The sequence below is a fragment of the Desmonostoc muscorum LEGE 12446 genome, from assembly GCF_015207005.2.
Classification (GTDB): Bacteria; Cyanobacteriota; Cyanobacteriia; order Cyanobacteriales; family Nostocaceae; genus Nostoc; species Nostoc muscorum.
The window spans coordinates 4,235,971-4,262,910 of record NZ_JADEXS020000001.1 but is presented as its reverse complement, the minus strand read 5'-3'; the positions used below and the strand labels follow the sequence as shown (position 1 = coordinate 4,262,910).

Annotated in this window: 24 protein-coding genes and 1 tRNA gene; 14 read left to right on the top strand and 11 right to left on the bottom strand. The window is 42.2% G+C overall.

Annotation, left to right across the window (positions count from 1 at the left end; translation table 11 throughout):
- Nucleotides 1-93 precede the first annotated feature (93 nt).
- The gene (gene miaA, locus IQ276_RS18245; protein ID WP_235115762.1) at nucleotides 94-1,044 is read left to right on the top strand and encodes a tRNA (adenosine(37)-N6)-dimethylallyltransferase MiaA; all 951 of its coding nucleotides are present in this window, start codon (nucleotides 94-96) and stop codon (nucleotides 1,042-1,044) included.
- Nucleotides 1,045-1,099: 55 nt separating this feature from the next.
- Here miaA and IQ276_RS18240 read toward each other — a convergent pair whose 3' ends face one another.
- Nucleotides 1,100-1,804: a Uma2 family endonuclease gene (locus tag IQ276_RS18240; RefSeq protein WP_193920656.1), complete on the bottom strand. Its 705-nt coding sequence runs from the start codon at nucleotides 1,802-1,804 to the stop codon at nucleotides 1,100-1,102.
- A gap of 108 nt (nucleotides 1,805-1,912) precedes the next feature.
- Here IQ276_RS18240 and IQ276_RS18235 point away from each other — a divergent pair, with 108 nt between their 5' ends.
- The gene (locus tag IQ276_RS18235) at nucleotides 1,913-2,497 is read left to right on the top strand and encodes a nucleotidyltransferase domain-containing protein (RefSeq protein ID WP_193920654.1); all 585 of its coding nucleotides are present in this window, start codon (nucleotides 1,913-1,915) and stop codon (nucleotides 2,495-2,497) included.
- 42 nt (nucleotides 2,498-2,539) lie between these two features.
- Here IQ276_RS18235 and IQ276_RS18230 read toward each other — a convergent pair whose 3' ends face one another.
- Both IQ276_RS18230 and vapB read right to left on the bottom strand, forming a co-directional pair.
- A complete protein-coding gene (locus IQ276_RS18230; RefSeq protein ID WP_190876731.1) occupies nucleotides 2,540-2,929 on the bottom strand; it encodes a type II toxin-antitoxin system VapC family toxin in 390 nt (129 codons plus the stop codon).
- Entirely contained in the window at nucleotides 2,926-3,162 is a 237-nt protein-coding gene (gene vapB / locus IQ276_RS18225) for a type II toxin-antitoxin system VapB family antitoxin (RefSeq protein ID WP_190876730.1), read from the bottom strand. Before vapB ends, IQ276_RS18230 begins: the two co-directional genes overlap by 4 nt.
- A gap of 197 nt (nucleotides 3,163-3,359) precedes the next feature.
- Here vapB and glcD point away from each other — a divergent pair, with 197 nt between their 5' ends.
- The 6 genes from glcD to IQ276_RS18195 all read left to right on the top strand — a co-directional run bounded on the left by glcD (nucleotide 3,360) and on the right by IQ276_RS18195 (nucleotide 11,069).
- The gene (gene glcD / locus IQ276_RS18220) at nucleotides 3,360-4,832 is read left to right on the top strand and encodes a glycolate oxidase subunit GlcD (protein WP_193920660.1); all 1,473 of its coding nucleotides are present in this window, start codon (nucleotides 3,360-3,362) and stop codon (nucleotides 4,830-4,832) included.
- 333 nt (nucleotides 4,833-5,165) lie between these two features.
- A complete protein-coding gene (locus IQ276_RS18215) occupies nucleotides 5,166-5,681 on the top strand; it encodes a hypothetical protein (RefSeq protein WP_190876729.1) in 516 nt (171 codons plus the stop codon).
- 210 nt (nucleotides 5,682-5,891) lie between these two features.
- Entirely contained in the window at nucleotides 5,892-7,118 is a 1,227-nt protein-coding gene (locus tag IQ276_RS18210) for a glycoside hydrolase family 10-like protein (RefSeq protein ID WP_193920652.1), read from the top strand.
- 365 nt (nucleotides 7,119-7,483) lie between these two features.
- The gene (locus IQ276_RS18205) at nucleotides 7,484-8,035 is read left to right on the top strand and encodes a hypothetical protein (RefSeq protein ID WP_235115761.1); all 552 of its coding nucleotides are present in this window, start codon (nucleotides 7,484-7,486) and stop codon (nucleotides 8,033-8,035) included.
- 649 nt (nucleotides 8,036-8,684) lie between these two features.
- Nucleotides 8,685-10,934, top strand: a complete 2,250-nt coding sequence (locus tag IQ276_RS18200) for a sensor histidine kinase (protein WP_193924192.1) — start codon at nucleotides 8,685-8,687, stop codon at nucleotides 10,932-10,934.
- A 63-nt stretch (nucleotides 10,935-10,997) separates the two neighbouring features.
- Nucleotides 10,998-11,069 (top strand) — tRNA-Lys (locus IQ276_RS18195).
- A 210-nt stretch (nucleotides 11,070-11,279) separates the two neighbouring features.
- Here the strand turns inward: IQ276_RS18195 and IQ276_RS18190 are convergent.
- The 6 genes from IQ276_RS18190 to cobW form a co-directional block, all read right to left on the bottom strand.
- Nucleotides 11,280-11,780: a GGDEF domain-containing protein gene (locus tag IQ276_RS18190; RefSeq protein ID WP_309245639.1), complete on the bottom strand. Its 501-nt coding sequence runs from the start codon at nucleotides 11,778-11,780 to the stop codon at nucleotides 11,280-11,282.
- A 6-nt stretch (nucleotides 11,781-11,786) separates the two neighbouring features.
- Complete coding sequence (locus IQ276_RS18185; protein WP_199342436.1) at nucleotides 11,787-12,302, bottom strand: IS630 family transposase; 516 nt, start codon at nucleotides 12,300-12,302, stop codon at nucleotides 11,787-11,789.
- Nucleotides 12,303-12,337: 35 nt separating this feature from the next.
- Nucleotides 12,338-12,847 (bottom strand): helix-turn-helix domain-containing protein, encoded by a 510-nt coding sequence (locus IQ276_RS18180; protein WP_190881120.1) that lies wholly within the window; start codon nucleotides 12,845-12,847, stop codon nucleotides 12,338-12,340.
- Nucleotides 12,848-12,855: 8 nt separating this feature from the next.
- Nucleotides 12,856-13,536, bottom strand: a complete 681-nt coding sequence (locus IQ276_RS18175; protein WP_193919265.1) for a GAF domain-containing protein — start codon at nucleotides 13,534-13,536, stop codon at nucleotides 12,856-12,858.
- Between the two features lie 867 nt (nucleotides 13,537-14,403).
- Nucleotides 14,404-14,862: an ABA4-like family protein gene (locus IQ276_RS18170; protein ID WP_235115760.1), complete on the bottom strand. Its 459-nt coding sequence runs from the start codon at nucleotides 14,860-14,862 to the stop codon at nucleotides 14,404-14,406.
- Between the two features lie 142 nt (nucleotides 14,863-15,004).
- Entirely contained in the window at nucleotides 15,005-16,045 is a 1,041-nt protein-coding gene (gene cobW / locus IQ276_RS18165; protein WP_235116328.1) for a cobalamin biosynthesis protein CobW, read from the bottom strand.
- Nucleotides 16,046-16,320: 275 nt separating this feature from the next.
- Here cobW and IQ276_RS18160 point away from each other — a divergent pair, with 275 nt between their 5' ends.
- The 3 genes from IQ276_RS18160 (at nucleotide 16,321) to IQ276_RS18150 (ending at nucleotide 20,815) form a co-directional block, all read left to right on the top strand.
- Nucleotides 16,321-17,289 carry a DUF1822 family protein gene (locus tag IQ276_RS18160; protein ID WP_190876724.1) on the top strand — a complete coding sequence of 323 codons (969 nt, stop codon included), beginning with the start codon at nucleotides 16,321-16,323 and terminating at the stop codon, nucleotides 17,287-17,289.
- A 172-nt stretch (nucleotides 17,290-17,461) separates the two neighbouring features.
- Nucleotides 17,462-19,786: a CHASE2 domain-containing protein gene (locus tag IQ276_RS18155; RefSeq protein WP_193924241.1), complete on the top strand. Its 2,325-nt coding sequence runs from the start codon at nucleotides 17,462-17,464 to the stop codon at nucleotides 19,784-19,786.
- A 228-nt stretch (nucleotides 19,787-20,014) separates the two neighbouring features.
- Nucleotides 20,015-20,815 (top strand): DUF928 domain-containing protein, encoded by an 801-nt coding sequence (locus IQ276_RS18150; RefSeq protein ID WP_193919035.1) that lies wholly within the window; start codon nucleotides 20,015-20,017, stop codon nucleotides 20,813-20,815.
- Between the two features lie 81 nt (nucleotides 20,816-20,896).
- Here the strand turns inward: IQ276_RS18150 and IQ276_RS18145 are convergent, their stop codons facing one another.
- Together IQ276_RS18145 and IQ276_RS18140 are read right to left on the bottom strand one after the other, a co-directional pair.
- Complete coding sequence (locus tag IQ276_RS18145; protein WP_190876721.1) at nucleotides 20,897-22,999, bottom strand: M3 family metallopeptidase; 2,103 nt, start codon at nucleotides 22,997-22,999, stop codon at nucleotides 20,897-20,899.
- 243 nt (nucleotides 23,000-23,242) lie between these two features.
- Entirely contained in the window at nucleotides 23,243-23,914 is a 672-nt protein-coding gene (locus IQ276_RS18140; RefSeq protein ID WP_193915124.1) for an O-methyltransferase, read from the bottom strand.
- Nucleotides 23,915-24,304: 390 nt separating this feature from the next.
- Here IQ276_RS18140 and ybiA point away from each other — a divergent pair, with 390 nt between their 5' ends.
- The 3 genes from ybiA to IQ276_RS18125 all read left to right on the top strand — a co-directional run bounded on the left by ybiA (nucleotide 24,305) and on the right by IQ276_RS18125 (nucleotide 26,891).
- Nucleotides 24,305-24,826: a riboflavin biosynthesis intermediates N-glycosidase gene (ybiA, locus tag IQ276_RS18135; protein WP_190876719.1), complete on the top strand. Its 522-nt coding sequence runs from the start codon at nucleotides 24,305-24,307 to the stop codon at nucleotides 24,824-24,826.
- Nucleotides 24,827-25,082: 256 nt separating this feature from the next.
- Nucleotides 25,083-26,075, top strand: coding sequence for a DMT family transporter (locus IQ276_RS18130; protein WP_193915126.1), 993 nt, complete (start codon nucleotides 25,083-25,085; stop codon nucleotides 26,073-26,075).
- 222 nt (nucleotides 26,076-26,297) lie between these two features.
- A complete protein-coding gene (locus tag IQ276_RS18125; protein WP_190876717.1) occupies nucleotides 26,298-26,891 on the top strand; it encodes a flavodoxin family protein in 594 nt (197 codons plus the stop codon).
- The last annotated feature ends 49 nt before the right edge of the window (nucleotides 26,892-26,940 follow it).

Below are 26,940 nucleotides of genomic sequence, written 5' to 3'. Positions count from 1 at the left end.
AAGTTTATACAGGGGTTGCAGTCCCGTTAGAGAGGGGCAAAGGGGCAGAGGAGCAGGGGAGGCAGGGGAGAAATGACAAATGACAAATGACAAATGACAAAATTAACAAAATTAATTGTAATTTGTGGGGCAACGGCAACGGGTAAGTCAGGTTTGGCTTTGGCCTTGGCGATGCGGTTAGGTTCAGTAATTCTCAGTGCTGATTCACGTCAAGTTTACCGTGAGTTTGATATTGGCACGGCTAAGCCAACTATCGCTGAACAAAAATTAGTGCCGCACTATTTAATAGATATCTGCGAGCCAACAGACACGATGACAGTAGCAGACTACCAACAGCAAGCGCAAGCCTTAATTAATTCTCCCCCATCTCCCTCATCTCCCTCATCTCCCTCATCTTCCTCATCCCCCCCAGTCTTCATGGTTGGTGGTACTGGTTTATATATACGTTCTATTGTCCAAGGGATGAAAATTCCTCGGGTGGCACCGCAAAGTGAATTGCGATCGCAACTTGAATCTCTAGGTCAAAATCAACTCTATGCAATGTTACAACAAGTCGATCCTGTTGCCGCACAAAAAATTCATGCTAATGATTCGGTGCGAACTTTACGAGCGTTAGAAGTATATTATGTAACTGGAATTCCAATTTCAGAACAGCAAGGGGAAAATCCACCAAATTATCCGATTTTGCAAATTGGGTTGGATTGCGATCTTGAACAGTTGGGCGCTCGTATTCAACAGCGTACTGAACAAATGATCGCAAATGGTTTGGTTGCTGAAGTGGAATATCTTTGTCAAAAACATGGTGCTGATTTGCCTTTATTGAACACTTTGGGCTATCAAGAAATCAAGCAATATTTAGCTAGAGATATTTCTTTGGACGAAGCGAAAGAATTAACGGTTTTGCATACAAGACAATTTGCCAAACGACAACGCACTTGGTTTAGAGCATATCAACAAATTGAGTGGTTTGATGCGGATGATCCTGATTTATTAGAGAAGGTTTGGCAGCGAATAAATGAGTTTATAAATTGCACTAGTTCGTGAGATTTTTTTTGCTCATGCAAAGACGCAAAGTTTTTTGCCTCTTTGCATCAGTGTTTTAGATAGTGTCGGGATCAATGCCCATAGCTCGTAGCCTTTCTGCTAGAATTTGGGCGCGTTGTTCTGCTTCGGAAGCACGTTGTTCAGCTTGAGAAGCGCGTTCATCTCCAGTTGGTAAAACAGTTCCATCTTGGTAGCACCAGCGTAACCAAGTATCCTGTCTACCTTCAAATTCACCTTCCCATAAAGTTACACCTAAACCCACTTGTTCTAACCAAGTTTCTTCACTTTCAAAGTAACGTCTTCCCCTGAGTTCATAAACGCGTAGTACTTTTTCTCCTAATTGCTGATTCGGGTCATATACGATGTAGTAACTAGCCCGCATATGTTCATAAATTTGCAGCTTTTTGCCCAGTTCATCACCTTCTTTGTTAGATACAATTTCCAGGACAACTTCCGGAGGTTTACCAAAACGCCAAACCATATAGCAACGATTTTGTTTTTCCCACCAATTTTCAGGCACTTGCACATCCAAGCTGAGAAAGACATCAGGTACAATGGGAGGCTGAAGGTCTGTGTAGTAAATGCCCACATTAGCTTCAGCTAAAAAAGTCTGTTGTAGAGAACTGTAAAGAGAACTCACTAAAAGGCGTTGTTGTTTGGCAGATGCAAAATTGTCCACAGGTGTATCATCTTCAGTTACTAACTGGTTAGCATCTGGCACATAGTAATCATCATCATTGATTAAAAGTTGATTAACCATGACTGTACCCAGTATTTGAAAGCGTTATTTATAGATTAGTTCATTGGAGATGGAAAAGTGCATTGACTCAATATTTTATACTAAAAAAAATCTGAGGAGTAGTCATCAATGGAATCTTTTTCAGAACTTACGAAGCTTTCTAGGCTCCTAAATGATTTCAAACAACCCTGGTTCATAGCAGGTGGATGGGCGATAGATCTTTTTATAGGAGATGTAACTAGGGTACATAAAGATATAGAAATTGCAATATTTAGGAAAGACCAAAGCAGCCTGCGAGAATATTTATTTGGCTGGAAATTTAGTAAGGTTGTTAATGGAAAAATGGAGCCTTGGAATGAAGATGAATGGCTAGAGTTACCGATACATGAAATTCATGCTCATACTAAAAATGCTTTATTCTCGGAACTAGAGATTCTGTTCGATGAGTCTTCAGAAAGTGAGTGGAGGTTTCGCAGAAATGTTAATGTTGCACGTCCATTATCAATGATTCGGTTACGTTCTGATATTGGTGTACCGTTCCTTGCTCCGGAAATTGTACTCTTATACAAAGCCAAGAATCCCAGGTCTAAAGATGAAGATGATTTTTATCGTGTATCCAGGTTACTTGATGAAGAACGTCAAGTTTGGCTTAAGCAAGCAATAACACTGTGTCACCCCGGACACCATTGGCTTGGAGAACTTCACGCTAGCTGAAGAGGAGTGCGATCGCTATTTCCGCCTATAGAATTTTTGCTTTTACTCCCATATCCTTTGAACTGGATATACATCAAAGATTGCATCTACACTTAACAAGGGTATCTTTTCAACTATTGCCTGAGCGATTAAAATTCGGTCAAAAGGATCGCGGTGATGGCTTGGTAAAGCTTCTAAAGCATAGATATGAGTCAATTCAATAGGTAATATTTCTAGATTATTCACTCGCTGTTGAGTTTCGATGAAATTAGGAAGCGACGAGCTTAAATTTAGCTTACCAAGTTGAGATTTTATTTGTAATTCCCAAACACTAGCCATGCTAACTACCCAAAAGTTGTTAGTATCAATTAATGAATTTCTAACTCTCTGCGATAGTTTTTCTGGGTTTCCTGCTGACCAAATAATTACGTGAGTGTCTAATAGAAGTTTCATCCCTCACTTTCACCTAACCAAAACTCATCAGGTAAAGGGTCATTAAAATCATCACTCATCCAAATCTCACCTTGGTTTAAACCTAGTACCCGTTTCTGGGGTGATTTTTGGGGCTGATGATATTTTTCTGAGAGAAATTCAACAAAATCCAGCACCTGTTGTTGCTGTTCGGGTGCTAAGGTTTGCAGCTTGGCAATTAATTTTGAAGTGATATCTACAACTTGGAAAGTCATCTCACCCTCTCTTGTTGAATCTCTGATTCTATCTTACTTTTAATCACACATTGAAATACGTAGACGCTGCATCAGCTTGTTGTCAGACATTGCCTCTTACTCCTCACTCACGAGCTGCTATTCTTGCAACAATGGTAATTACAGCCATATCAACCAGCCACAACAGACTTAAACATCTACCTTTAACTGTAAAACCTATGCTCACGCAAGATAAAAAACAACGTAACTGGAAACCGATTATCAAAGCATTCGAGGCTGTTCTTGGCAAAAATGGCGTGGTGCAACGCCGTGAAGAACTTATTACCTATGAATGCGACGGTTTAACCGGCTATCGTCAACGTCCGGCTGTGGTAGTTTTACCTAGAACTACAGAACAAGTTGCCGAAGTTGTGAAAATATGCAACCAATATTCTATCCCGTTCATCGCACGCGGTTCAGGCACCGGCCTATCTGGCGGCGCTTTGCCGTTGCTAGATTCGGTTTTAATTGTCACTTCATTAATGCGGCAAATCCTCAGCATTGATTTGGAAAATCAACGCACGGTTGTGCAACCAGGGGTGATTAATAGTTGGGTAACACAGGCTGTTAGTGGTGCTGGTTTTTACTACGCTCCCGACCCTTCCAGTCAAATAATTTGCTCTATTGGTGGAAATATTGCGGAAAATTCTGGTGGGGTACATTGTCTCAAATATGGCGTGACTACTAACCACGTTTTAGGATTAAAAATTGTCACACCAGAGGGAGAAATTGTTGATTTAGGTGGACAAATTCCAGAAATGCCTGGTTATGATTTAACGGGTGTTTTTGTTGGTTCTGAAGGTACTTTAGGAATTGCCACAGAAATTACTTTGCGAATTCTCAAAAGTGCAGAATCGATTTGTGTGCTGTTGGCAGATTTTACGAGTATTGAGGCTGCGGGAGCAACTGTTTCTGATATCATCAGCGCCGGAATTATTCCCGGTGGGATGGAAATGATGGATAATTTTAGTATCAACGCGGTTGAAGATGTTGTCGCAACTAATTGTTATCCCCGCGATGCTACTGCTATTTTGCTGATAGAAATTGACGGTTTAGAAGTTGAAGTTGCAGGCAATAAGCAGCGAGTTACAGAAATTTGTAAAAAGAATGGTGCGCGTAATGTCACTTCTGCTAGTGACCCAGAAACACGATTAAAATTGTGGAAGGGACGTAAAGCGGCTTTTGCTGCTGCTGGTCATTTAAGTCCAGATTATTATGTACAAGATGGTGTGATTCCCCGTACTCAGTTGCCTTATGTGCTGCATGAAATTGAGATGTTAAGTGAACAATATGGTTATCGAGTTGCTAATGTGTTTCACGCCGGCGATGGCAATCTTCATCCACTAATTCTGTATGATAATTCTGTGGTTGGGGCATTAGAGAAAGTTGAAGAGATGGGAGGAAAAATTCTCAAGCTTTGCGTCCAAGTTGGTGGTAGCATTTCTGGCGAACATGGCATTGGTGAAGAGAAAAAATGCTATATGCCACAAATGTTTAGTCAAGTTGATTTAGAAACTATGCAATGGGTGCGGCAAGTTTTTAATCCTCAAGGTTTAGCAAATCCTGAAAAAATATTTCCCACACCACGAACTTGTGGTGAAGCTGCAAATGCATTGCCTATCAAGCAATTTGAAGGTGTGGAAAGATTTTAAGAAGAAGTGATGAGGAAGAGATGAACAGTTTATAAGGTTCTGAGTTTTCACGGAATGTGGAAAATCAGATAAAAGTATAGCGTAGGGTGGCGATCGCCACCCTACGCACTTTGGTTTATTAAGGTATCGCAAAGACAGGCAAAAGACTTGTATTTTCCCGGATTATATTGATAGGATTACACGTAAGTAATTTGACATAGTTTATTTGTTACGCAACATCATTGTGAATGGATCAATTGGATAGCTTGGCTTTGATGAAAAAGCCCAGTAAATATTCTATCCGTGATGGCAAGTTACTGAGTCATAAACAATACAAATTAACAGGATAAGAGGATGCGTCTAAGAAAACTAGTCAGCTATGGGATTTTTGTGCTGGCGGTCGTCATTGGGTTAGGTCTGACGACAGTTGCCCGTGGTTATGACATTCCACCCCCATCAGGGAAGATTGAGTTTGCCGAACAGACGAGCGATCTCATGCTCGCCACCATATTCGCCGCGCTCACCCAGGAGTTCGACGAGACCACGCCAGATAACGTAGAGCAGGGCAAGCACTCCATCTCACTGATATTTAACGATAAAAACAAGGATATGCGGCTGGTGGGCACCTTGGAGCCGCTCCGGGAAAACGATCGCCCCTACGACAGCTTCGAGCGTCAGGCACACATACGGGCGCTGAACGGAGAGGTATACACGTCTGTCCAGCGCGTAGACGATCAATGGTACTATAGACGCTCGATTCCTCTGAGCAACTTCAGACCGGAGTGTGCGCTCTGCCACACCAATTACCAGGTCTTCCCTGCGACGCAGCAGGTAGGTGCGCTCATGCTTAGGGTGCCGATCAAGAAGTAAGCAACTGAACAAAAAATAAAATAATTCTTGTAGAAGATAGGAGTCAGTGCTGCCAATAGCAACATTGACTCCTTTTTTTGTAGTAAATTAACTATGTATAATTGCAGTTTTTCGGGAATTTAATCATCATTTATTCACATATTCCGGAGAATTACAATTTGATTTTGTAGTTATATATAATGTAGCGATCGCACTTGGTAACGTTGACAAATGAATCAGGTTGCACGCCGTTTTTTTTCTTATTTGCTGTGTTTGGGATTAGTAATCACCATAACATTTTTTTCACACTCTTCAGGCTCAGTTTATTCTCAAAAAACAAGTCCTTTAAGTACAGAAATTCGCGGTGTTTGGCTGACTAACGTTGCTAGTGGTGTACTATTTGTACCTTGGGGTATTAATCGCGCTCTCAATCAATTATCGGCTCTCAATTTTAATACAATTTATCCTGTAGTTTGGAACAGAGGGCATACTTTTTATCATAGTGCTGTAACCAAAATGACCACAGGTTCAGATACTCAACCTTTGCTTAAGTTCATGCACGGTGGACAGGATGTTTTAACAAAAATAGTTAGACTTGCCAAAAATAAAGACCTGAGAGTTATTCCTTGGTTTGAATATGGATTTATGACGCCCCATTATTCAGAATTAGCAAGGCGTTATCCTGACTGGTTGACAATTGGACAAGAAGGTATCAACTCTATTCAAGATACTCCACCAGAAGAAATTGACAATGGCTTACTGAATAAGCAAGCTTGGTTAAATCCTTTACATCCGCAAGTGCAAGAATTTATCCAAGGGCTAATTGTAGAAGTAGTCAAAAATTACGATGTGGATGGTATTCAACTTGACGACCACTTTGGAATGCCTGTACAGTTTGGTTACGATCACTTCACTATTGAACTTTATCAGCAAGAACATCAAGGCAAAAGTCCCCCAACCAATCCTTTTAATTCAGAATGGATGCGTTGGCGAGCAGACAAAATTACTGATTTCATGGCAGAAATCTATCAAGCTGTCAAGGCAGTTAAACCCAAAGCTAAAATATCTTTGTCTCCCAACTACCAAGCTTTTGCCTATAAATACTATTTGCAAGATTGGGAAAATTGGGTAAAAAAAGGTTTAGTTGATGAGCTAATTTTGCAGGTATATCGAAGTGACAAAAAATCTTTTATCGCTCAACTCGAACAACCATCTGTGAAATTAGCCCAAAGTCTAATTCCAGTAGGAATTGGTATATTAACGGGAACGGTGCATAATCCAGTCAAAATTCCCCAAATTAAAGCACAGGTTCAAACAGTGCGCGATCGCAATTTTGACGGGATCTCCTTTTTCTACTGGGAGAGTCTATGGGGTTACATCGTACCGGAATCGCCCCAACAGCGACGCAAAGCTTTTCTTGATATGTTTGATGCTAAAACAAAAGGGATTGGGGATTAGGGATTGGGGACTGGGCATGGGGCATTGGGCATGGAAAGAGGATGGGGGGATAAGGGGATGGGGAGATGGGGGGGAAAGAAGAATTACTTTCTCCCTCATCTCCCTCATCTCCCTCATCTCCCTCATCCCCCCAGTCCCCAGGGCTGTTTCATTCCCCAAAGAGCTTTAAAAATCAAGGGTTCTAGCAATTAAAAATTAGTTATTTTGTTACCAGCGTGCCCAGAAAATGAACTATTTTACTGATATTTCAATGTTTAAATGTTCATCTCATCGTCACCCTGACTTACAATTTTCTCGCTAACCATCTTGACAAATCCTGTTTGAAATGGAATGAAACAGCCCTGCCCCAGTCCCCACTCCCCTCCATGCCATTATTTAACTTTGCGTTTCTCTGGACTTTAGCTACTTTTAGCGGTTTTTTACTGAGTTTGTTGTTAATTGAAATTGGTGAAAAGCCTGATATTGGAGTATTAGAAGCTGCTATCGGTGGATTTGCGATCGCACTTCCTCAAGGTTTTCTTTTCAAACAACCTATAATTTGTATTAGGTGGATTTTGTCAACTCTTTTGGGTTGGAGTATTATCACTGCGATCGGTATTGGTGGGTTGGGTTGGATTGTACCTAGCACTCAGTTTCTGCCTCTGAGAATTCTCTATGGAACAATTTATGGAGGACTCGGCGGCTTAGGGGTTGGATTGACACAATGCTTAGCAATTTCTCAACCAGTCTCCGTAGTCTGGCGATGGATATTTGTCTCTTCAGCAAGTTGGGCGATTGCTATTCCTTTGGGTTCTGCTGTCGGGATGATCTTACGCCGCTTCACGCAGTTATTCTTAGGCGAAGTCATCGGATTAGCCTTCACTTGGCTACTCGTTGGTATTCTCACAGGAATCAATGCTCACAAATTGCGATCGTAAATGGGGGACTGGGGACTGGGGATGAGGAGACCTCTTGCAAAAGTCCCTAACACCCCACCCCCAACCCCGAGCCGATGCCTTGGGGAGGGGAGCGTTTGTGTCAGCAAATGCGGGGTGGGGTTCTTTATTTTTGATTTATGCAAGAGACTCCATGAGCTGCGTTCACAAGGAACAATGAAAATTTCTTTTCCCTACTTTCCACTCCCCACTCCCCACTCCCTATTTTCAAGGCAGGTCTAGGGAGTGTGGGGAAAATATAAAAAAGCTTCCCACACCTCCCAATGCAATGCCCCATACCTAATGCCCAATCCCCAGTACCCAGTCCCTAACATCCAATATTACAAATTGTAAATTTTCATGATATAGTTTGATGATTGCACCTAAGTATATGCAAAGATTAGAGAAAATTTCCAAAATCAGTAACTTTTTATTCACCTGCAAATGCATTTTCGCCTTGAAAAAGCAGGATTTATTAAGCTGACTCCTATTAGCTTTCTTAAATTTCCGATCAGAAATAAAGAAAGATCCAAGTTTCCATGAGCAACGGCTGACAACACTTTGCCTAAGGCGCCCAACTGCATCTACTACAAGCATAACAACTACAAGAGAGCGCCTCAAAGAGTCAGCAATACCAGACAGGGACTCTCGCATGAACATAAATCCGACTGAATCAACTATAGAGCTGACACAACTATCACCTCCCCAGATTCTATTCGGCACAGAAGTAGATAAAAAAAGTAGTAGCGAGCAGTTTCTACTGAGTATGTACGATTCTGTGCAGGCATCAATATTTGTAGTGGATGTGCTAGAAGATGGAGATTTTCGATATGTAGCACTAAATCCTACTCACGAACGGTGGATAGGTATTCGCTCAGATGATCTCCGAGGCAAAAAACCAGAGGATATTCTCTCGCCCATTGATGCTGCTAGGGTGCGTCAGCGTTATGCTGACTGTGTGCTATTTGGGAAAACTATTTCCTACGAACAATGTTTGCAATTCCAGGGAATTTCCACTTGGTGGAGTACAACCCTGACTCCATTACGGGATACTAATTCAAGGATTTATCGATTGATTGGTACTAGTAGTAATATTACTCATGTTAAGGAAGCAGAAAAAGGAGTTGAACTCCAGGCACAACGGGAGCAACTCCTAGAAGCGATCGCCGGACGAATTCACCAATCTATAGAATTAGAGACAATTCTGCATCAGACAACACAAGAACTGCGGGAGTTTTTAAAGAGCGATCGCGTGCTAATTTATCGCTTCGGTGCTGATAGTAATGGAGTAGTTATTGCCGAATCAACTGTGGCTAATAGCGATCGGCTATTGGGAAAAAATATCACTGATCCCTGCTTCGGTAGCAAATATCGAGAAAACTATACCCAGGGTTCCATTCAAGTTATTGAAGATATTCATGCAGCTGGATTACATCCTTGCCATATAGATTTCCTCGCCTCTTTGCAGGTGAGAGCCAATCTAGTCGTGCCAATTTTCTTCAAGCAAGATGTTTGGGGGCTGTTGATTGCCCAGCATTGCCACCAACCGCGTCAATGGCAGGACATAGAAACCGATCTGCTCAAGCAACTGGCAACTCAAATTGGCGTTGCCATCCAACAGGCAGAACTCCATCAGCAACTCAACGATCTCAAAGCCAAGATGGAGTCGCACAAACAAAAACACGTCAATCAGTTGCAGCAGGTGCGAAACTTTGAAGCCTTAGTGCGACGGATGACAGAACAAATCCGCGATAGCCTCGATGAAAGTCAGGTATTGCAGACAGTCACACAGGAATTAGTGCAATTACTCAACCTTGACCGTTGCCAAATTGAACTTTATAGCACCTGTCAAACCCAAGTAAATATTACTTACGAGTACACCACGAACTTACCCCAGTGCTTGGGATTAACCAAACAAATTGCAGACCGTCCCGAACTTTATCAGCCACTATTGCAAAAACAGCCTTTGCAATTTTTAGAAATTGTACCTGGATGGCAGCCAAAATTGCTGGTTGTTGCCCAGATGGCTTGTCCAATTTTCGATACTCAAGGAATTTTGGGAAATATTTGGTTGACAAGACCAACACAAGACGGATTTGATGAATTTGAAGTCGGGTTAGTGCAGCAGATAGCAAACGAATGTGCGATCGCTATTCGTCAAGGGCAACTTTACCAAAAAACCCAGGCGCAGGTAAAAGAATTAGATCAACGCGAACGACTAAAAAACGAATTTCTCAGAACCCTGTCCCAAGAACTGCGGACACCAATAACTAGCATCAGCCTCGCCGCCCAAACTCTTGAAAGTGTTCTGACACCAGAAGAAATATTAGATATAGAAATAGTTCCGCAGCTTTTACAAATTTTGCATAATGAATGTGCGCGAGAGAGCAAGTTAATTAACGACCTACTCACACTGACATCTTTAGAAGCCGAACCAAATCCCCCAACTTTGATTGCCATTGACTTACAGAGCTGGCTTCATCCCATCATTGAAACTTTTCGAGATGTTACCAACTGCCAGCGCCAGCAGTTAAACCTAAATATCGATCGCACACTCCCACTTTTAGAAACAGATATCACAGACCTAGAGCGGATTGTCACCGAACTGCTCAACCATGCGTGCAAGTACACCCCAGCAGGTGAATCCATCACAATTTCGGCTGAAGTTACAGCTGACACACTAGAACTGAAGATTACCAATTCCGGAATCGAGCTTACCAGCAAGGAACTATCGCGGATTTTTGAGCCTTTTTATCACCTTTCCAAACACGATCCTTGGAAACATAGCGGCACAGGACTGGAATTGGCATTAGTGCAGAAAATGGTCAGACATTTAGGCGGCTCAATTTCTGTAGAGAGTGCAGCAGGTCAAACCAGCTTCACCGTTAAATTTCCCCTTTAAATCGTTTTTTGGGGTGTTGGACTGGCACATTTGTCAGAAGTTTGCTATAATTGTTATTCGTGTGGGTGACTAGCTCAACGGTAGAGCATCGGACTCTTAATCCGCTGGTTCTGAGTTCGAATCTCAGGTCACCCACCTTTTGAGTATTTTAACTTATCCCTCTTGTAAAAAACTTGTTACTCGGAAAAGGGGTAGTTAATAGTAACATAAAAACTCGCAATTCCTCAATAGTTACTTACATTACTTAGAGTAAATATTTACTAGTGTTGATACCCCAGAGTTTTATAGTGTGGTCAAACTCAATTACTTTGATAAATTGATATTTAATTTATCAGACTAAGAATGTTAACAAAATTGCTTGATGGAACTTCCCTTGGCGCGTTTTTGCTGGTACATTGACTTATCTGCCTGCAATAACAGTTTTTCCAATGAAACATCTTTATTTAGAACACATTGTTGAACTCCAACACTCATTGATAGATGATAGCTTCTACCTTGATTCTGATTAAAGAAATCAACGTTTGCTTGTAGGCGAGCAGCAATTCCATTCGTATGATCTGAAGATTCAGGCATGAATACGACGAACTCATCACCTCCCAATCGGGCAATAATGTCAGAATCTCGATAAGTTTGTTTTAGTAGCTCTGCTGTGTCAACAATTACACGATCTCCAACTTCGTGTCCAAATGTATCATTGATTTCCTTCAATCCATCGATATCTACAAATAACAGACAACAGGGCTTTTGTCGGCGATGAGCGAGTTTTACTTGCTGCTGTGTAAGTAGAAAAAAGCCTCGTCGATTGTACAGTCCAGTTAATTCATCTGTTAGAGATAAGTGTCTAATACCAATTTAATATGAAGCTGCATAGAAAAGAGCTTCTAAAATAAAGTTATAAGAAGAGATGGAAATCACCTGTTCAGATGTTAATTGCTCGAACAATTGTTGTAGGCGAGTGCGTAAGTCTTGCAAGTCAGAAAACAGTTCATTCTTGAGAGATTTTTTGAGAAACTGCCACAGCCTTTCAATGGGATTAAGCTCAGGAGCATGAGGTGGTTGCAGCAGGGGAATAATATTTTCAGGCCAATTAATCGCACTACTGATATGAGCAGGAGCTTGGTCTATTTGTAAAATTGCATAATCTGAACCTAATTGTTGCGATAACCAGTCTAAAAACTGTTGAAAATAGTCACCATTGAGCTGCGGGTATTCTTGCTGAAAATGTTGTCCTGTTAATGGTTCAATTGCACCATAAATCCAAAAATTTTCTCTTTCCCATTTCACCGCTACAGTTGGTTTGACTCCAGGGGCCGTAATTACTTTTCCCGTTAAAGTTTTTAATCCCACCCTGGTTTCATCCTGACACAGATAATGAATACACTTTCCTGGTGCTAGATGTTTTTCTAGCCTCTCGATAATGATACCGAGTTTTTTTTAAACTCAGATACTAACTTCTCATCCTGCTTATGGCTTTGCGGACGTGGTACTTTGAGTTTTGCTCCTAATTTATATCTCACTAACGCATATACTGTTGCATACTCTACTTCCAGCCCCTGTTCTTTTTTTAACCACTCCACTATTGCACCATAGCTACTAAAGCCTTTTCCTGTTTTTAACTCCTCTGTTAGTGCCGCGATCGCTACCTCATCAATTTTTCGTTTTGCTCCCGGAGCTTTTTTAATTTCTAATAATTCATCTAGTCCACCGACTCTATATCTTTGTAACCACCTTGTGACAGTTGATGTATCTAGAGCCAAGCGTTTTCCAATTTCTTGCTGTTCATGAACCTGCCCGTTTTTTATCCACCACAGCATCATCAGTTTTTCTTTCTGGTTTCCTACGTTGGCTGTTTGTAGACGTTTCTTTAGTTCTGCTTCGCTTTCTGCAATTTCAATCTTAAAAGGGCGGCTCATGCTTATTTTTATTTATCCAGTTTATTCACTCTATTATATGCAGCTTCATATAAAATTGGTATAACTTCTGCCTCAACTTTTTGACGCCTTTCTATTTCTTTTTCTAGTGCAGCAGTTCGATTGCGGACTCTTTGTTCTAGTTCACCATAAATCTGCACATTTTCCATTGCCACAGCCGTTGTATCTGCCAATGCCTGTAATAGCTTCACTTGTTCTAGAGTTGGCTGATGTAACTTAGCCCAATATGTTCCAATTGCACCTATGGGGTTACACGTCCGGATCGGCACCATTGCCAAGCTTTTGACAAAAGTCGGTTGGTAAGCTGCAAATGGAATGCGTTCATCTCCATAAATATCGCTAATCACAACAGGCTGACGGTTTCGCATCGTATGTCCACCAATGCAAATACTCATAGGGAAGCGTTGCCCTTTCCATAATGGAGCGATCGCATCTTCATCTGCGTAATAACATTGATCTCCATCTCGTAGGACAAAACTAGCTCCATCTGCTCCAGTCAACTCACGCGCAGACTTTCGCACAATCACCATGATTTGCTTTAGCGTCCGTGCTAGTGACAATGCTTGAACAACCTCAATTAAATGCTCCATTGCCTGAACATAAGATATTTCAGCTTTGACACTATTGAAATTAGAAGCGATAGCAGATGAAGCAGAGTTTTGAACATCCATGCACTGACACCCAAAAAAGAATAGTCAAAAATCAGTTGAGGCTGCGATATGGAGCAAATTTGCCCATTTTAATAGACTTTTTAGCTTTTTTGAATAAAAATGTTACATATCTAAAAATATGTATCTACAGATAGATGCAAAACTGTACTAATACCAATTAGCAATACCCGCAAAGGGTGAAGCAAGCTACGCAATGGACTTTGGCAGCATGAAGCAGTTCTTCTGGGGTGCCGGAACCGCCTAATTCAGTCTGACCCAGTTCATATTTTTTGTGATAATTAATCTCAAAATATGCGCCTAACACACCCTACAATAATTTTATTTTTACTTTATAAATAGCCTCTTAGGGTATAGCGTTTCCCCACAAGCGTGAGGTAGACCTGTAGGGGCACGGCACTGCCCATAGGTGTCAACTTAAGCTTAAACGCTTATCCCACATACGCTTTACCCCCCTTAATCCCCCCTTTCCAAGGGGGGAAAAAGAAATCCATTTCCCTCCCCTTTACAAGGGGAGGGTTAGGGTGGGGTAACGCGGTGAGTAAGCGTAAGTAAATGAAGGGTTTCACGTTAAGTTGACACGTATGGGCACTGCCGTGCCCCTACACCTTGCGATATGATGTTGTACTGCATCTGAATGGGAACCGCTATATACAAGAGTAATGAAAGGAAATTCAATATTTGATTTTTGGATAAATTAAAATTTTATATAATGCTAATTCAAAGTTAAAATTAATATTTATTAACAGGATAAGAGAAGAATTTTAGACTTTATTTGGTATTAAGTATTTCGGATTAATCGTAATTTTACTTTAGGGTGGCACAGCTGTGCTTGCTACCCTAAAATTGTATATCAGTTGATGATACTTGTTATTCTGCTACCGTCACCGCTTCATTTTGCGGAAACTTGGGGAAAAATTTCTGAGATATCCAGGCAGTAAAGATATGAGATAGTAATCCCAGAGGACCGGCAAAGAAACACAAAGCTAGGGAATGAATTGTCCAAACACCTGTTTTTTGCCCTTCTAAATATATCCAGCGACCAACAAATAAATCCATCACCAAATAATGAATCCAACCCGTTGCTGCAACTTTTTCATCTGCAAAAAGGCGGGCAACATTCGCTAATTGGAGATTCGAGAAATCTTGGGCGTTTTCTGGCGTAATGCTGTTGATAAACAAATACAAATATACTCCAGCTATCAACACAAAAGGCAGATATGATGCCATTATTCGCTGTGTGATTTTCCAATTTGGCAATAAAATCATCAAAGTCCAAAAAGGCAAAACGAAAATATTGGTAATGTCAAATATTTGAGAAATCGTCATAGTTTTGTGGAGTGGGGAGTGGGGAGTGGGGAGTGGGAGTGGGGAGTGGGGGAGATGGAGAGATGGGGAGATAAGGGAGACAAGGGGACAAGGAGAAAACTCCTAACTCTTAACTCCTCACTCACCACTCTCAATGCCCAATTTATAGAGCTACGAGTTGGGATTCGATTTCTGAGGATTTCAAATCACGGCCGATGAAAACTAAGCGGGTTTGTCTGGCTTCTTCGGGTTGCCAGGGGCGATCGTAAAATTTATCAAATCTGGTTCCCACACCTTGCATTACTAAGCGCATGGATTTGTTTGGTACTGCCACGAAGCCTTTGATTCGATAAATTTCTTGTTCTTGTGCCAAGGTTTGCAACTGCTGTTGCAGCTTTTCTGGGTCAAAGGCACGATCTAAAATTAAATTGGCGGAGGTAATTTCTTCGTCGTGTTCGTGGTCTTCTTCGGTGTCGTGATGACTGGGACGAGAATCTAGGTTGTCTTCGACTGCGGCTTGGAATCCTAATAATATAGATGCATCGAGTCGAGAGCAATCGCTCTCCACAATCTTTACCACTCTGGGCAGCTCTTGTTTAATTAATTCCTCAACTCTGGCCTTTGTTTCGGCGTCCACCAAGTCAATTTTATTCAACACCACTAAGTCTGCACAAGCAAGTTGGTCTTCAAACAGTTCTTGCAAAGGTGTTTCGTGTTCCAGACTATCATCTGCTTGGCGCTGAAGTGCGATCGCCTGCGGATCGCTGGCAAAAGTCCCCGCTGCTACTGCTGCACAATCAACTACGGTAATCACCGCATCCACGGTAGCTGCATTGCGAATTTCCTGCCAGCGAAAAGCTTTTATCAAAGGTTTAGGTAACGCTAAACCAGAGGTTTCAATCAAAATACAATCAATGCTATCCCGCCGCTTAATCAACTCTTGCATCGTCGGGTAAAACTCTTCCTGGACGGTACAGCATAAGCAGCCGTTGGTTAATTCAAAAATATTACTGTCGCCTTCACCATCCTCAGGGCAAATTTGACAGGATTTCAACAATTCGCCATCAATACCGAGTTCGCCAAATTCGTTGACCAAAACCGCAATACGGCGTCCTTGGTTGTTTTGTAGCAAGTGACGAATTAGGCTAGTTTTTCCACTACCTAAAAAGCCTGTGATTACTGTGACCGGAATTTTTGCAGCCATATTTTGCCTGATGTCTTCAGTATCATAAGTTTTACTCATTGCAAACTTAAATACTGAAATGAACCTGAGTTTCAATATTGACTTAGTTATTGTAAACTGAAATTCTAGAGTAAAACTTACAATTCTTCCCCCTCATCTCCCCACCTCCCCACTCCCCACTCCCCACTCCCCACTCCCCATTTCTATTTTTTAAGAATCATTCTCTCTTTTGTGGCATAAATTTAGTGAATACGGGCGATATGTACATAGCAGCGTTGATCACTAGAAACTGACTTATGAATAACTCCACCTATCAGCTAGACGATTTCACCTTAACATTGCCAATTTCCCAAACAGCTCGCATAACTGCCCAACAATTTGCTAACCAGCAGCCAAATTCTCAAAAAGCAGAGCAAGTCCGGCTGAATACTCTAGCTGTATGGGTGGTGAATGACTATTTGCAGATGATGGATATTCCAACTGATCTCGCAGCTGGTGACAGTTGGAACCCCATCATGCGCCTCTGCGGGAATGTCGCTGACTTAGAAGTGCCTTCAGTTGGTCGTCTTGAGTGTCGCCCTGTTCACAAACACCAGCAGATATGTTCCATTCCTCCAGAAACCTGGGAAGAACGGGTAGGTTATTTAGTGGTTGAATTTGATGAATTGCTCCAAGAAGCGAAGCTATTGGGTTTTGTGCCTAGTGTTGCAACTGAAACACTACCTTTAAGACAACTGCAACCATTGGAAGCATTTATCGACCATATGGCACAGCTGCGGGAATCTCCACTTGCCTCACTGGTGAATTTGAGTCAGTGGTTTGCTGGTATATTTGAGACGGGCTGGCAAACTGTTGAATCTTTGTGGAATCTGCCAGAACTTAGACCAGCTTATGCTTTTCGTAGTATTGAAACTGTGGAACTAAATGCTCTAAACGAACCAGAATTATTTACTAAACGTGCAAAACTGATTGATTTGGGCATCCAAATTCTGAATCACCCGGTGATGTTGATTGTGGAAATTAGCCCAGAAAAGAATCAACAAACGAGTATCCACCTCCAGTTGCACGCAACTGGTAGTCAAATTTACTTACCACCAGGAGTGCATCTCACCGTTCTAGATAGTTCGGGAGCAGTCTTTTTGGATGCTCAATCCAGAAAATCAGACAATTACATTCAGTTACAGTTTCGCGGTGAACCCACAGAAGAATTTAGCGTTAGGGTAGCATTGAATGGTACTAGTATTACCGAACATTTCCGGATTTAAAATATCTAGCTATCTTCCCTCTTTGTCGGTAGTTTATAAGTGGTAAATTGATTAATTAAAAATTTAAACCGGCTTTTTGGGATTTTCAAAAAAGTTCTGTACACACTTCTGAAGCTTGTCATCAGACATCAGAGGTTTGTGAATTTGCACAGGAAGAGGGATAGCGACGGTCATGGGTAAGTTAGTAGTTCTGAAATTCGGAGAGGGTAGTTTTGAGCAGGGGTTTGCTGTTACCCTCCAAATTGGTGAAGAACAGGAGCGTGCGACAACAGAAATCACAGGGAAATTACCTCCATTTCCGGAAATGCCGCTCTACTATAGTCATTGGCAGTCTAGTTATCGGCAGATAGGCAATCGTTATCGCCTCTATGCTGAGCAAATGCAGGTGACGAATGTATCGATGATCCAAGACTGCGAAAACACTTCTCATATTTTGCGGGCACGCTTTAATACCTGGCTGCGAGCGGAGGAATTTCGCTCTGTAAGAGAAAAATGGTTAGAAAGATTGTCGTCCACGGAAGAAGTGCGGGTCATTTTACAAACAGAAAATAGCCAATTACAGCTATTACCCTGGCATTTGTGGGACTTGTTAGAACGCTACCCCAAGGCTGAAATCGCTCTTGCTTCACCAACTTACGATCGCATCCACAAGTCACGCACTGCAAATCCTTTAGTCAACATTTTGGCAATTGTCGGTAATAGTCAAGGAATTGACACCCAAGCAGATCAAGCTTTACTGCAACAGTGTAGCAACGCCGAAGTCACTTTTATTGTCGAACCACAGCGCAAGGAATTAACTGAACATCTCTGGGGAAAAAACTGGGATATTCTCTTCTTTGCGGGACATAGTTCTAGTCAGGGAAACGGAGAAAGCGGACGAATTTACCTGAATAAAACTGATAGTCTGACCATTGGCGAGTTAAAGTATGCTCTGAGAAAAGCTATTGAAAATGGTTTGCAACTGGCTATATTCAATTCCTGCGATGGATTGGGATTGGCGCGAGAATTGGCCGATTTGCAGATTCCTCAGATAATTGTCATGCGCGAACCGGTTCCAGACCAAGTTGCTCAAGAGTTTTTAAAGTATTTTCTCCAAGGCTTTGCTAGTGGAGAGTCTCTATATCAATCAGTACGCCAAGCGCGGGAACGGTTGCAAGGACTTGAAGATCGATTTCCTTGTGCGACTTGGCTACCAGTGATTTGCCAAAATCCAGCCCAGATGCCCCCCACTTGGGATGAATTAAGGTCTACAGAAATTGAAGAGATACCGAATTTACCTCCATCCAGCAAACGCAGATTTAGCATCGCGTTGTCATTGAGTGTGGCAGTTGCAGCCTTCGTTTTTGGGGCGAGGTTGGTGGGAATGCTGGAAAATCCAGAAATTCAAGCCTTTGACGAGATGGTGCGATTGCGTCCTGAAGAAGGAATTGATCCCCGACTGCTGATAATCACCATTGACGATGATGATTTGGCAACTCAAAGAAAAAATGGTGAGGCCTTAATCGGAGCTTCCATTTCCGAAAAATCTCTCAATAAACTTCTACAAAAACTTAATCAGTACCAACCTAGAGCGATCGGCTTAGATATCTACCGTGATTTTAAGGCCAAAGACCCAGATTTAATTAATCGTCTGAAAAAAACTCCCAACTTGATTGGCATATGTAAAGGGACCGATGGCACAACCAATGTCAGAGGTATTCAGCCGCCACCAGAAATTCCGACAACAAATCTGGGATTCAGTGACTTTATACACGACCGTGATGGAGTTATTCGTCGCCATCTTTTATTCATGAACCAAGAGGCCACATCATTGTGTTCTGCCTCTTACTCATTCAGTCTACAACTGGCTTCGCTCTATCTGCGACCTTCAGGAATTGGAGTCAAGTTCACCCCCAAAGGAAATTTGCAGTTGGGTAAAACTGTTTTTCCAAATCTGAACCCTCGTAGTGGTGCCTATCAAAATATTGATGCCAATGGCGGCCAAATCTTACTCAACTACCGTTCCCCAAAGGAAATCGCCGAACAGGTGAAGCTAACCGAATTTTTATCTAGTCCGGTTAATCCTTATGCTATCAAAGACCGGATTGTTTTGATTGGTGTGGTGTCAAGAGGAGATTCTCCAGATACCTGGCCGACACCCTACGGAGTTCCCTTGGATGATCAAATGCCAGGAGTCCTGGTACAAGCCCATATGGTTAGCCAAATTCTCAGTGCTGTGGAAGATGGCCGTCCATTGCTGCGGGTTTGGTCGCTGTGGCTTGAGGTGGCTTGGATTTGGGGTTGGTCTGTGGTGGGAGGAGTCCTAGCTTGGCGAAACCTTTCACTCCGCTGGTTGGCATTGGCAGTTGGTGTTACCTCTAGTGTTCTGTATGTAGCTTGCTTTGGTCTATTAATTTGGGGTGCTTGGGTGCCTTTTGTCCCCTCAGCTTTGTCCTTAGCAGTCACCGTTGGCTTGATGTCAATTTATAATTCCAAAACAAAAATTCCTAGTTCTTAGGGAGTGGGGAGTGGGGAGTGGGGAGTGGGGGAGATGAGGGAGATGAGGGAGATGAGGGAGATGGGGAGATTAACTCTTAACTCAGCACTCAGCACTCCTCACCTGAGGCGGAGCGTCTCCGGCTCAGCTCAGCACGCGGCTCATCGCCCCGCTACCGATAACCTCACTCCCAATGCCCAATCCAAAATCTAAAATCTAAAATCCAAAATCCTATGAGGTGATGTTTTTATGAAGTTTAATTTACAACCGATCAAACTATTTTTAGTACTAGGTTTGAGCTGCACGAGTCTGCTACTGAGCCAGAATTCGAGTCTTGGTCGTGGACTTGGCGATCGCTCTAATTCTAAAATGATTGTTGCTCAAACCCCACCTTTTGAGCAACCCCCAGTTCCACCTGGTCGCGCTCCTGGAGGACGCGTCCGGGGTGGGGCTACGCGGGGAGATTTTGCGTGTCCAGCTGCTAAACCTGACCTCACGGCTTTAATGCCGTTTACTGAGGAAGCTGATGGGGTGGTTAATGTCTGGGCAAAGACAACCTTAGAACGTCCAAGTTGGTTTTTCTACGTGCCATATACCAAAGATGTGGGTAATGCAGTGGAATTTGTGCTGCAAGATGAGGATTCTAACGAGATATTTAAACAACCCATCGCTTTACCAGATAAGCCAGGAGTAATACGCGTTTCCCTACCTAGCACTGGTCCGGCCTTGACACTGAACAAACAATACCGTTGGTTTTTCAGCATTAACTGCGATAAACGCAAAAATGCCCCTTGGACTTTCGTTGAAGGGGTAATACAACGAGTTGACCTGAGTCAATCAACAGTTAAAGAACTAGAAACGACAGAACCTCTAAAGCGCTATGCAATCTATGCCCAAAATGGCATATGGTATGAAGCACTAGCGACACTGGCTCAACTGCGTCAGAAAAATCCCAAAGATACCGCAGTTGAAGCACAGTGGCAGAATTTGCTAGCCAGTATCCGCTTAGATGATGTTGCTAAAAAACCCCTTCTGTTGGACAAACCTTAGACTTTGGGGCATGGGGCATTGGGCATTGGGCATTGGTTATTTTCTCTATCTCCCCATTCCCCATTCCCCATTCCCCATTCCCTACTCAGCCCTGACTAAACCATTGTGCCTGAGTAGAGCGATCGTACTTGGTTCACGACCCCGGAAAGTTTTAAAGACCTGCATTGGATGCTTTCCACCACCAAGTGCCAGAACGGTATCTCGATAATGTCGTCCTGTAGCTTTTATAGCTTCTTCATTTTCTAGTCCAGCCTCTTCAAAAGCGGCAAAAGCATCAGCACTAAGTACTTCAGCCCATTTGTAACTGTAGTATCCGGCTGCGTAACCACCCTCAAAAATGTGTCCAAATGCACATAGCATTGAATCTTCTGGAAGTGGTGGTAAAACGGTAGTCGTCTGAGCTATGCGCTGACGCACATCTGCCGGAGTTTCATCACTATCAGGACGATAGCGGTAGTGTAGTTCTAAATCAACCCTGCTAAAGTGAAGCTGCCGCAACATGGCAGTACCACTCATATAATTACGGGCTGCTAGCAGTTTTTGATAATAATGTTCTGGTAGAGCTTCCCCTGTTTCGTAATGCTTAGCCATGCCAAATAAAGTAAGTCGCTCATAGCACCAGTTTTCCATAAACTGACTAGGTAGTTCCACTGCGTCCCATTCGACATTGTTGATGCCTGCGGCTCCAGCATAATCAACCTTGGTAAGCATGTGGTGTAATCCATGACCAAACTCGTGAAACAAAGTCTCTACTTCATAGAAAGTCATCAAACTAGGTTTGCCATCTACTGGTGGAGTTTGGTTACATATCAGATAACTCACAGGTAAGCGGATGCTAGTTACACCATTTTCTGTGGTTTTGGCACGATTGATGCATACATCCATCCAAGCACCACCGCGTTTTTCTGCGGGACGGCTATAGGGATCTAAGTAGAAGTAAGCTATGGGAGAACCAGTTTCATCAGCAATTTGGAAATAACGGACATCCTCATGCCATACTGGGGCTTGACCATCGGCAGGAGTGACGGTAACGCCAAATAACCGCTTCACAAGTCCAAATAAGCCATCTAGTACTTGGGGAAGGGGAAAGTAAGGACGTAATTCTTCAGCAGTAAAAGCAAATTTTGCTTCTCGTTGGCGTTCTGACCAAAAGCTGATATCCCAGTGTTTTAAATCCTGATATTGTTCTCCATGTGATGCCGCGAAGGCTTGGAGTTCTTCTAAGTCTTTGACAGCAGCATCATAACTAGCCTGACGTAGTTCTTCTAATAATGCTTCCACTGCTTCAACATTAGGAGCCATTTTACTGGCAAGGCTCAATTCGGCATAACTCCCAAAGCCAAGTAAATCTGCGAGTTCTTGCCGTAACTCCAAAATTCTCTTAATTAAAGGTTTGTTATCTAAATCGCCACTAGAAGCACGGGTGATATAAGCTTTGTAAAGCTTTTGGCGTAAATCTCGGCTGGTGCTATGCTGCATGAAAGGCCCGTAGCAGGGAAAGTCCAAAGTAATACGCCAAGGACCATTTTCTGGTGTAGCGTTGATTTCACCAGCCTCACGAGCAGCTTGTGCTGCTAAACTCACTAAGCTTGGGGGTAGTCCGTCAATTTCTGCTTTTTTTGTCAGGGTTAAGCTAAAAGCTTTAGTCGCATCCAGTACATGGTTAGAGAATTTGGTAGAAAGTTCTGCTAATTCCATCTGGATGATATTGAAACGCTCTCTTGCCTCTCCTTCTAAGCCAACACCAGAAAGTTCTGCATCTCGAATGGCAGCTTCTACAATCCGCTGTTGGGCTGGTTCTAAAGTTGCCCAACTATCACTGGCACGGAGTACTTTAAAAGCACTGTAGATGGGTTGGCTTTGACCAAGCTTATTGATAAATTGTATTACCTGTGGCTGTATGGTTTCATGAGCTTCTCGCAGTTCAGGGCTATTTTTAACCCCCATTAAATGATTCACTGCCCCCCAACTCCAGGTAAGCCTTTCAGTCAGCTTTTCTAAAGGTTGTACTAAACCTTCCCAAGTAGGCTCTACATTAGCCTCTAAAGCTGCAAGCTGCTGGTCAAGTTCTGCCAGCAATTGGTTAAAGGCTGGTACTACTCGTTCTGGTTTAATCTCTGCAAAGGGAGGTAGGCCAGTGCCTTGGAGTAAAGGATTGTCAAAAAGAATGGTACTTGCACTCATGTTTTTCTCTGAACTGCGGACGAATAAAAATCAACAATGATTTTTATTTATATATATTTATATTTATATATCTTCTAATGTAGCGATCGCTGTGCTATTTAGTCTCGCCATTCTGGCAGAATAAAAACTACTTGGGCATTGGGCATGGGGCATTGGTTATTTCCCCCCTCTCCCTCATCTCCCTCATCCCCCTCATCTCCCCCATCTCCCTCATCTCCCTCATCTCCCTCATCCCCTGCCCTACTAATCAGCTGTGACTAGGGCGATCGCAAAGCCATCGTATCCTTTGCTACCCACTGTCTGGAGGGCTGTGGCACTCACACGTGGTTCTGATGCCAGCAGTTCGTTGAAGCGACGCACACCTTGGACACTGGCATCGCCACTGGCTGTATCAATTACTGCCCCGTTGCGGACAACATTATCAGCAACAATCAGGCTGCCTCGACGGGAAAGTTTCAGCGCCCAGGCTAGGTAATCAGGATTGTTTGGCTTGTCGGCGTCGATGAAAATCAGATCAAATGGACTGCGACCTTCAGCGGCAAGTTGTGGGAGTGTAGAGAGTGCTTGCCCAAGTCGCAATTCAACTAAATCGTTCAGACCGGCGCGTGCAATGTTATTCTGGGCTACTCTGGCGTGCTTGGGATCGGCTTCCAGCGTAATTAAGTAACCGTCGCTGGGTAGTGCCCGCGCTAACCAGATTGTGCTGTAGCCGCCCAAAGTACCAATCTCTAGGATGGTACGTGCCCCTTGGAGTTGTGCCAACAACAGCAGTAGCTTGCCCTGATTTGGCGAAACGTTGTGCGGTGGCAGACCGGCGGCAGCGCTGGCTTCCAGTGCTGCATCTAGCACGGGGTCGGGGGGTACAAACAGGTCAGTGAGGTAGCTATCAACCGCAGTCCATTGCGCCTGATTCATAAATTCTGGTTTCAGAAGGGTTTTTACATGAAAGCAAAGATTAAGTTTACTACTAAAGCAAGCACAGAACATTTCGGCTTACTGAAAATTACCTTTTAAATTGTCTTAACTGTCTTATCTATCCTTGACTTTTTGCTTGATTTTAAGAGATTATCAAAGATTGAAGATATGAATATTATATACTTGACCAAAACTAAAAATTTAATAAAAAATTAATTAAATTAATACACTAAACTATCTCCAGCATAATTCAGAGTTATCCGAGTAGAATTGGTAAGTAAAACAGCCTTGACGCCAGGTTTTTAGATTTGGATTGTCTACTTCATATTCATTCAAATCTGCTGTAATCGGTCAAGGGTTACAAAATACAGTTAAATACTTCTTAGAGAAATGCAAGAAAAATCCCAAATTCAAAATTTAAAACATCGATCTCCCGAATTCCAGACAAGTTTTTTCAATTTCCCAGAACAAACAATCTACTTTTGTTTTGCTGATGAAATTCCCTATGGTTGCTTTTGTAACTTCTCAGCACATGGTTTTAAATTAGATAACTTTTATTGGCAAACTAGCGAACACTATTTTCAAGCACAGAAGTTTGTAGGCACACCTTATTTTGAGAAAGTCCAACAGGCTAAAACGCCATTGGAAGCAGCAAATATCGGAGGCGATCGCTCTCTTCCTCTCCGCCCAGATTGGAGACAAGTCAAAGATGAATTCATGTACAAGGCAGTTTTAGCTAAATTCCAAAACCATGCAGATATTCGAGATATTCTGCTCTCAACTGGTAATCAATTACTAGTTGAAACCACATCACATGACTACTATTGGGGTTGTGGAGAAGATGGTACTGGTAAAAATCGCCTGGGACAGATTCTCATCGAAGTGCGAACCATACTCCGTCATTATAATTAACTTAAATGTAATGTAGTTCAGTTAAGATTCAAAATCAAAATGCAAGGATGTTGATTTTGTTAAGTTACTCTCTCCTTAACTGAACCTTTTTATCACGTAATGTTCCAAATCAAAAGCAATATCAGCACTATTTTTTTGCCACTATTATAGGTTTGATTTCTAGTTGATATAGCACTGTCATCAATCATTATAAATTTAACTGAATATTAGTGAGCAATATTCTCTATCCACATACTACACCTTTTCGGACATTATTATGACCGACCAGATCGAAGTTACTAAGTATGAGTCTGATAACAAAGCAACAGGAGCAATTATTGCTAGTTTTGTTGCTCTAGTAATTTTTGGTATTATGCCCATCTTGATCCGATGGAGCGAAAACGAAATCAGCCCCAATGCTACGATGTTCAATCGTTGTTGGATAGCGGCTATTATCTTTGGAATATGGCAAGAAGTTTTAGTTATTCGCCAGCTTGGGAAAAAAGAACAACCCATCATCAAGCAGTCACTTGACAAAAATCAAATCCTGTTACTAGTAGTAACAGCGGTGTTTTTCTGCGCTACTCAAATTCTCTGGGCTTGGTCACTGACTGAGACTAGCGTTGCCAACTCGGCATTGATACATAGTTTGACTCCATTGTTCACTACACTGGGGGGATGGTTACTCTTTAATCAACGTTTTGATTATAAATTCCTAGCTGGTCTAGCAATCACAATTATAGGAACAATCGTCTTGGGGTTCGATGATTTACAAATTGCCTCACTGAAACTCCAAGGTGACATACTGGCTTTTGCATCAGCACTTTTCTGGAGCCTTTATCTTTTGACAATTGAAAAACTCAGGACACAATTAACAGTTACAACTATTTTGAGTTGGATTTGTCGAATTATTACGCTTTTACTTGCACCGATTATGTTTATTACTCACGACGAATTTTTTCCCCATTCTGCCAACGGGTGGCTGGGTGTTATTGCTCTGGCTCTAACCCTTATTGTCGCTGACGGACTACTGGCATACAGCCTCAAACATTTGTCTTCTAGTCTTGTAGCAATGATTAATCTTTTAGATCCTATTGTTACGGCATTATTAGCTTGGATTATCTTTGCAGAGGTTTTGAATTGGTTGAACTTAGTGGCATTTGCTGTCATTCTGCTTGGTATTTATCTTGCCTTAAATAGTAACGTAGGAATTGAAGAGTCAGCGAAGGAATTGAAAGAGCCGTCTCCAGAACTTACTAATGGAGTGTAGTGGTTTTCAGATGCAGGTAGTTCTTTTATTCTGTTATCAAGTTTTACAGTTATCAAAATATGAGCTTATGCCTATTTATGATTAATATTCAAAATCGGTTGATATCTGAAAATACTACGCATATTATGCAATTTATCAAGTATTTATGAGAGCAAAATATATTTTTCAAGAGTTTAAATGTTTGATCAAAGAGAAATTCATAATCCTTGAATGGAGTTAGGCATGTCCAATGTGGCTATTGTCTATTTTTCTGCTTCTGGTCATACACATTTAATGGCTCAAGCGATCGCCGAAGGAGCCACTAAAGTGCCAGGAGTGAAGGTAGAATTATTACGAATTGTGGAAAAGCAGTTTGTCAATGGATCGTGGGAAGACCCAGAAATCATCGAAAAGCTGAATCAGGCTGATGCCATTGTGTTTGGTTCACCTACTTATATGGGAGGTGTAGCCGGTCAATTTAAAGTTTTTATTGATGCTCCTAGAGATGTCTGGGCTAATCAAAAATGGAAAAATAAGCTTGCGGGTGGCTTTACTCATTCCAGTTTTCCCAGTGGTGAAAAACAAGGAACACTGCTTTATTTGGCAATCAATGCTGCCCTTAATGGCATGATTTGGGTTAGCGTTGGGGATTTACCTAGTCAGTTATTTGAAAAAGATGATGGTATAAATCGTCTCGGTTCGTTTCTAGGAGTAATGGGACAAACCGAAGGTGCTTGCACAGCCGAACCAACACTCGATCCAGGCGATCGCCTAACAGCTTTTCGATTTGGACAACGCATTGCAGAAATAGCCCAACGTTGGACAAAAGTTAATTAAGGTGAAACAATTTTGGATTTTAGATTTTAGATTTTAGATTGATCTGTAA

Bases quoted from the DNA above. Each gene is read 5' to 3' on its own strand.
- IQ276_RS18130 (WP_193915126.1), top strand. From the start codon at position 25,083: ATGACCGACCAGATCGAAGTTACTAAGTATGAGTCTGATAACAAAGCA.
- IQ276_RS18170 (WP_235115760.1), bottom strand. From the start codon at position 14,862: ATGACGATTTCTCAAATATTTGACATTACCAATATTTTCGTTTTGCCT.
- IQ276_RS18150 (WP_193919035.1), top strand. From the start codon at position 20,015: ATGAAGTTTAATTTACAACCGATCAAACTATTTTTAGTACTAGGTTTG.
- IQ276_RS18140 (WP_193915124.1), bottom strand. From the start codon at position 23,914: ATGAATCAGGCGCAATGGACTGCGGTTGATAGCTACCTCACTGACCTG.
- IQ276_RS18145 (WP_190876721.1), bottom strand. From the start codon at position 22,999: ATGAGTGCAAGTACCATTCTTTTTGACAATCCTTTACTCCAAGGCACT.
- IQ276_RS18175 (WP_193919265.1), bottom strand. From the start codon at position 13,536: ATGGATGTTCAAAACTCTGCTTCATCTGCTATCGCTTCTAATTTCAAT.
- IQ276_RS18205 (WP_235115761.1), top strand. From the start codon at position 7,484: ATGCCATTATTTAACTTTGCGTTTCTCTGGACTTTAGCTACTTTTAGC.
- IQ276_RS18240 (WP_193920656.1), bottom strand. From the start codon at position 1,804: ATGGTTAATCAACTTTTAATCAATGATGATGATTACTATGTGCCAGAT.
- IQ276_RS18230 (WP_190876731.1), bottom strand. From the start codon at position 2,929: ATGAAACTTCTATTAGACACTCACGTAATTATTTGGTCAGCAGGAAAC.
- IQ276_RS18215 (WP_190876729.1), top strand. From the start codon at position 5,166: ATGCGTCTAAGAAAACTAGTCAGCTATGGGATTTTTGTGCTGGCGGTC.
- IQ276_RS18200 (WP_193924192.1), top strand. From the start codon at position 8,685: ATGAACATAAATCCGACTGAATCAACTATAGAGCTGACACAACTATCA.
- IQ276_RS18125 (WP_190876717.1), top strand. From the start codon at position 26,298: ATGTCCAATGTGGCTATTGTCTATTTTTCTGCTTCTGGTCATACACAT.
- IQ276_RS18155 (WP_193924241.1), top strand. From the start codon at position 17,462: ATGGGTAAGTTAGTAGTTCTGAAATTCGGAGAGGGTAGTTTTGAGCAG.
- IQ276_RS18210 (WP_193920652.1), top strand. From the start codon at position 5,892: ATGAATCAGGTTGCACGCCGTTTTTTTTCTTATTTGCTGTGTTTGGGA.
- glcD (WP_193920660.1), top strand. From the start codon at position 3,360: ATGCTCACGCAAGATAAAAAACAACGTAACTGGAAACCGATTATCAAA.
- vapB (WP_190876730.1), bottom strand. From the start codon at position 3,162: ATGACTTTCCAAGTTGTAGATATCACTTCAAAATTAATTGCCAAGCTG.
- IQ276_RS18180 (WP_190881120.1), bottom strand. From the start codon at position 12,847: ATGAGCCGCCCTTTTAAGATTGAAATTGCAGAAAGCGAAGCAGAACTA.
- cobW (WP_235116328.1), bottom strand. From the start codon at position 16,045: ATGGCTGCAAAAATTCCGGTCACAGTAATCACAGGCTTTTTAGGTAGT.
- IQ276_RS18235 (WP_193920654.1), top strand. From the start codon at position 1,913: ATGGAATCTTTTTCAGAACTTACGAAGCTTTCTAGGCTCCTAAATGAT.
- miaA (WP_235115762.1), top strand. From the start codon at position 94: ATGACAAAATTAACAAAATTAATTGTAATTTGTGGGGCAACGGCAACG.
- IQ276_RS18160 (WP_190876724.1), top strand. From the start codon at position 16,321: ATGAATAACTCCACCTATCAGCTAGACGATTTCACCTTAACATTGCCA.
- ybiA (WP_190876719.1), top strand. From the start codon at position 24,305: ATGCAAGAAAAATCCCAAATTCAAAATTTAAAACATCGATCTCCCGAA.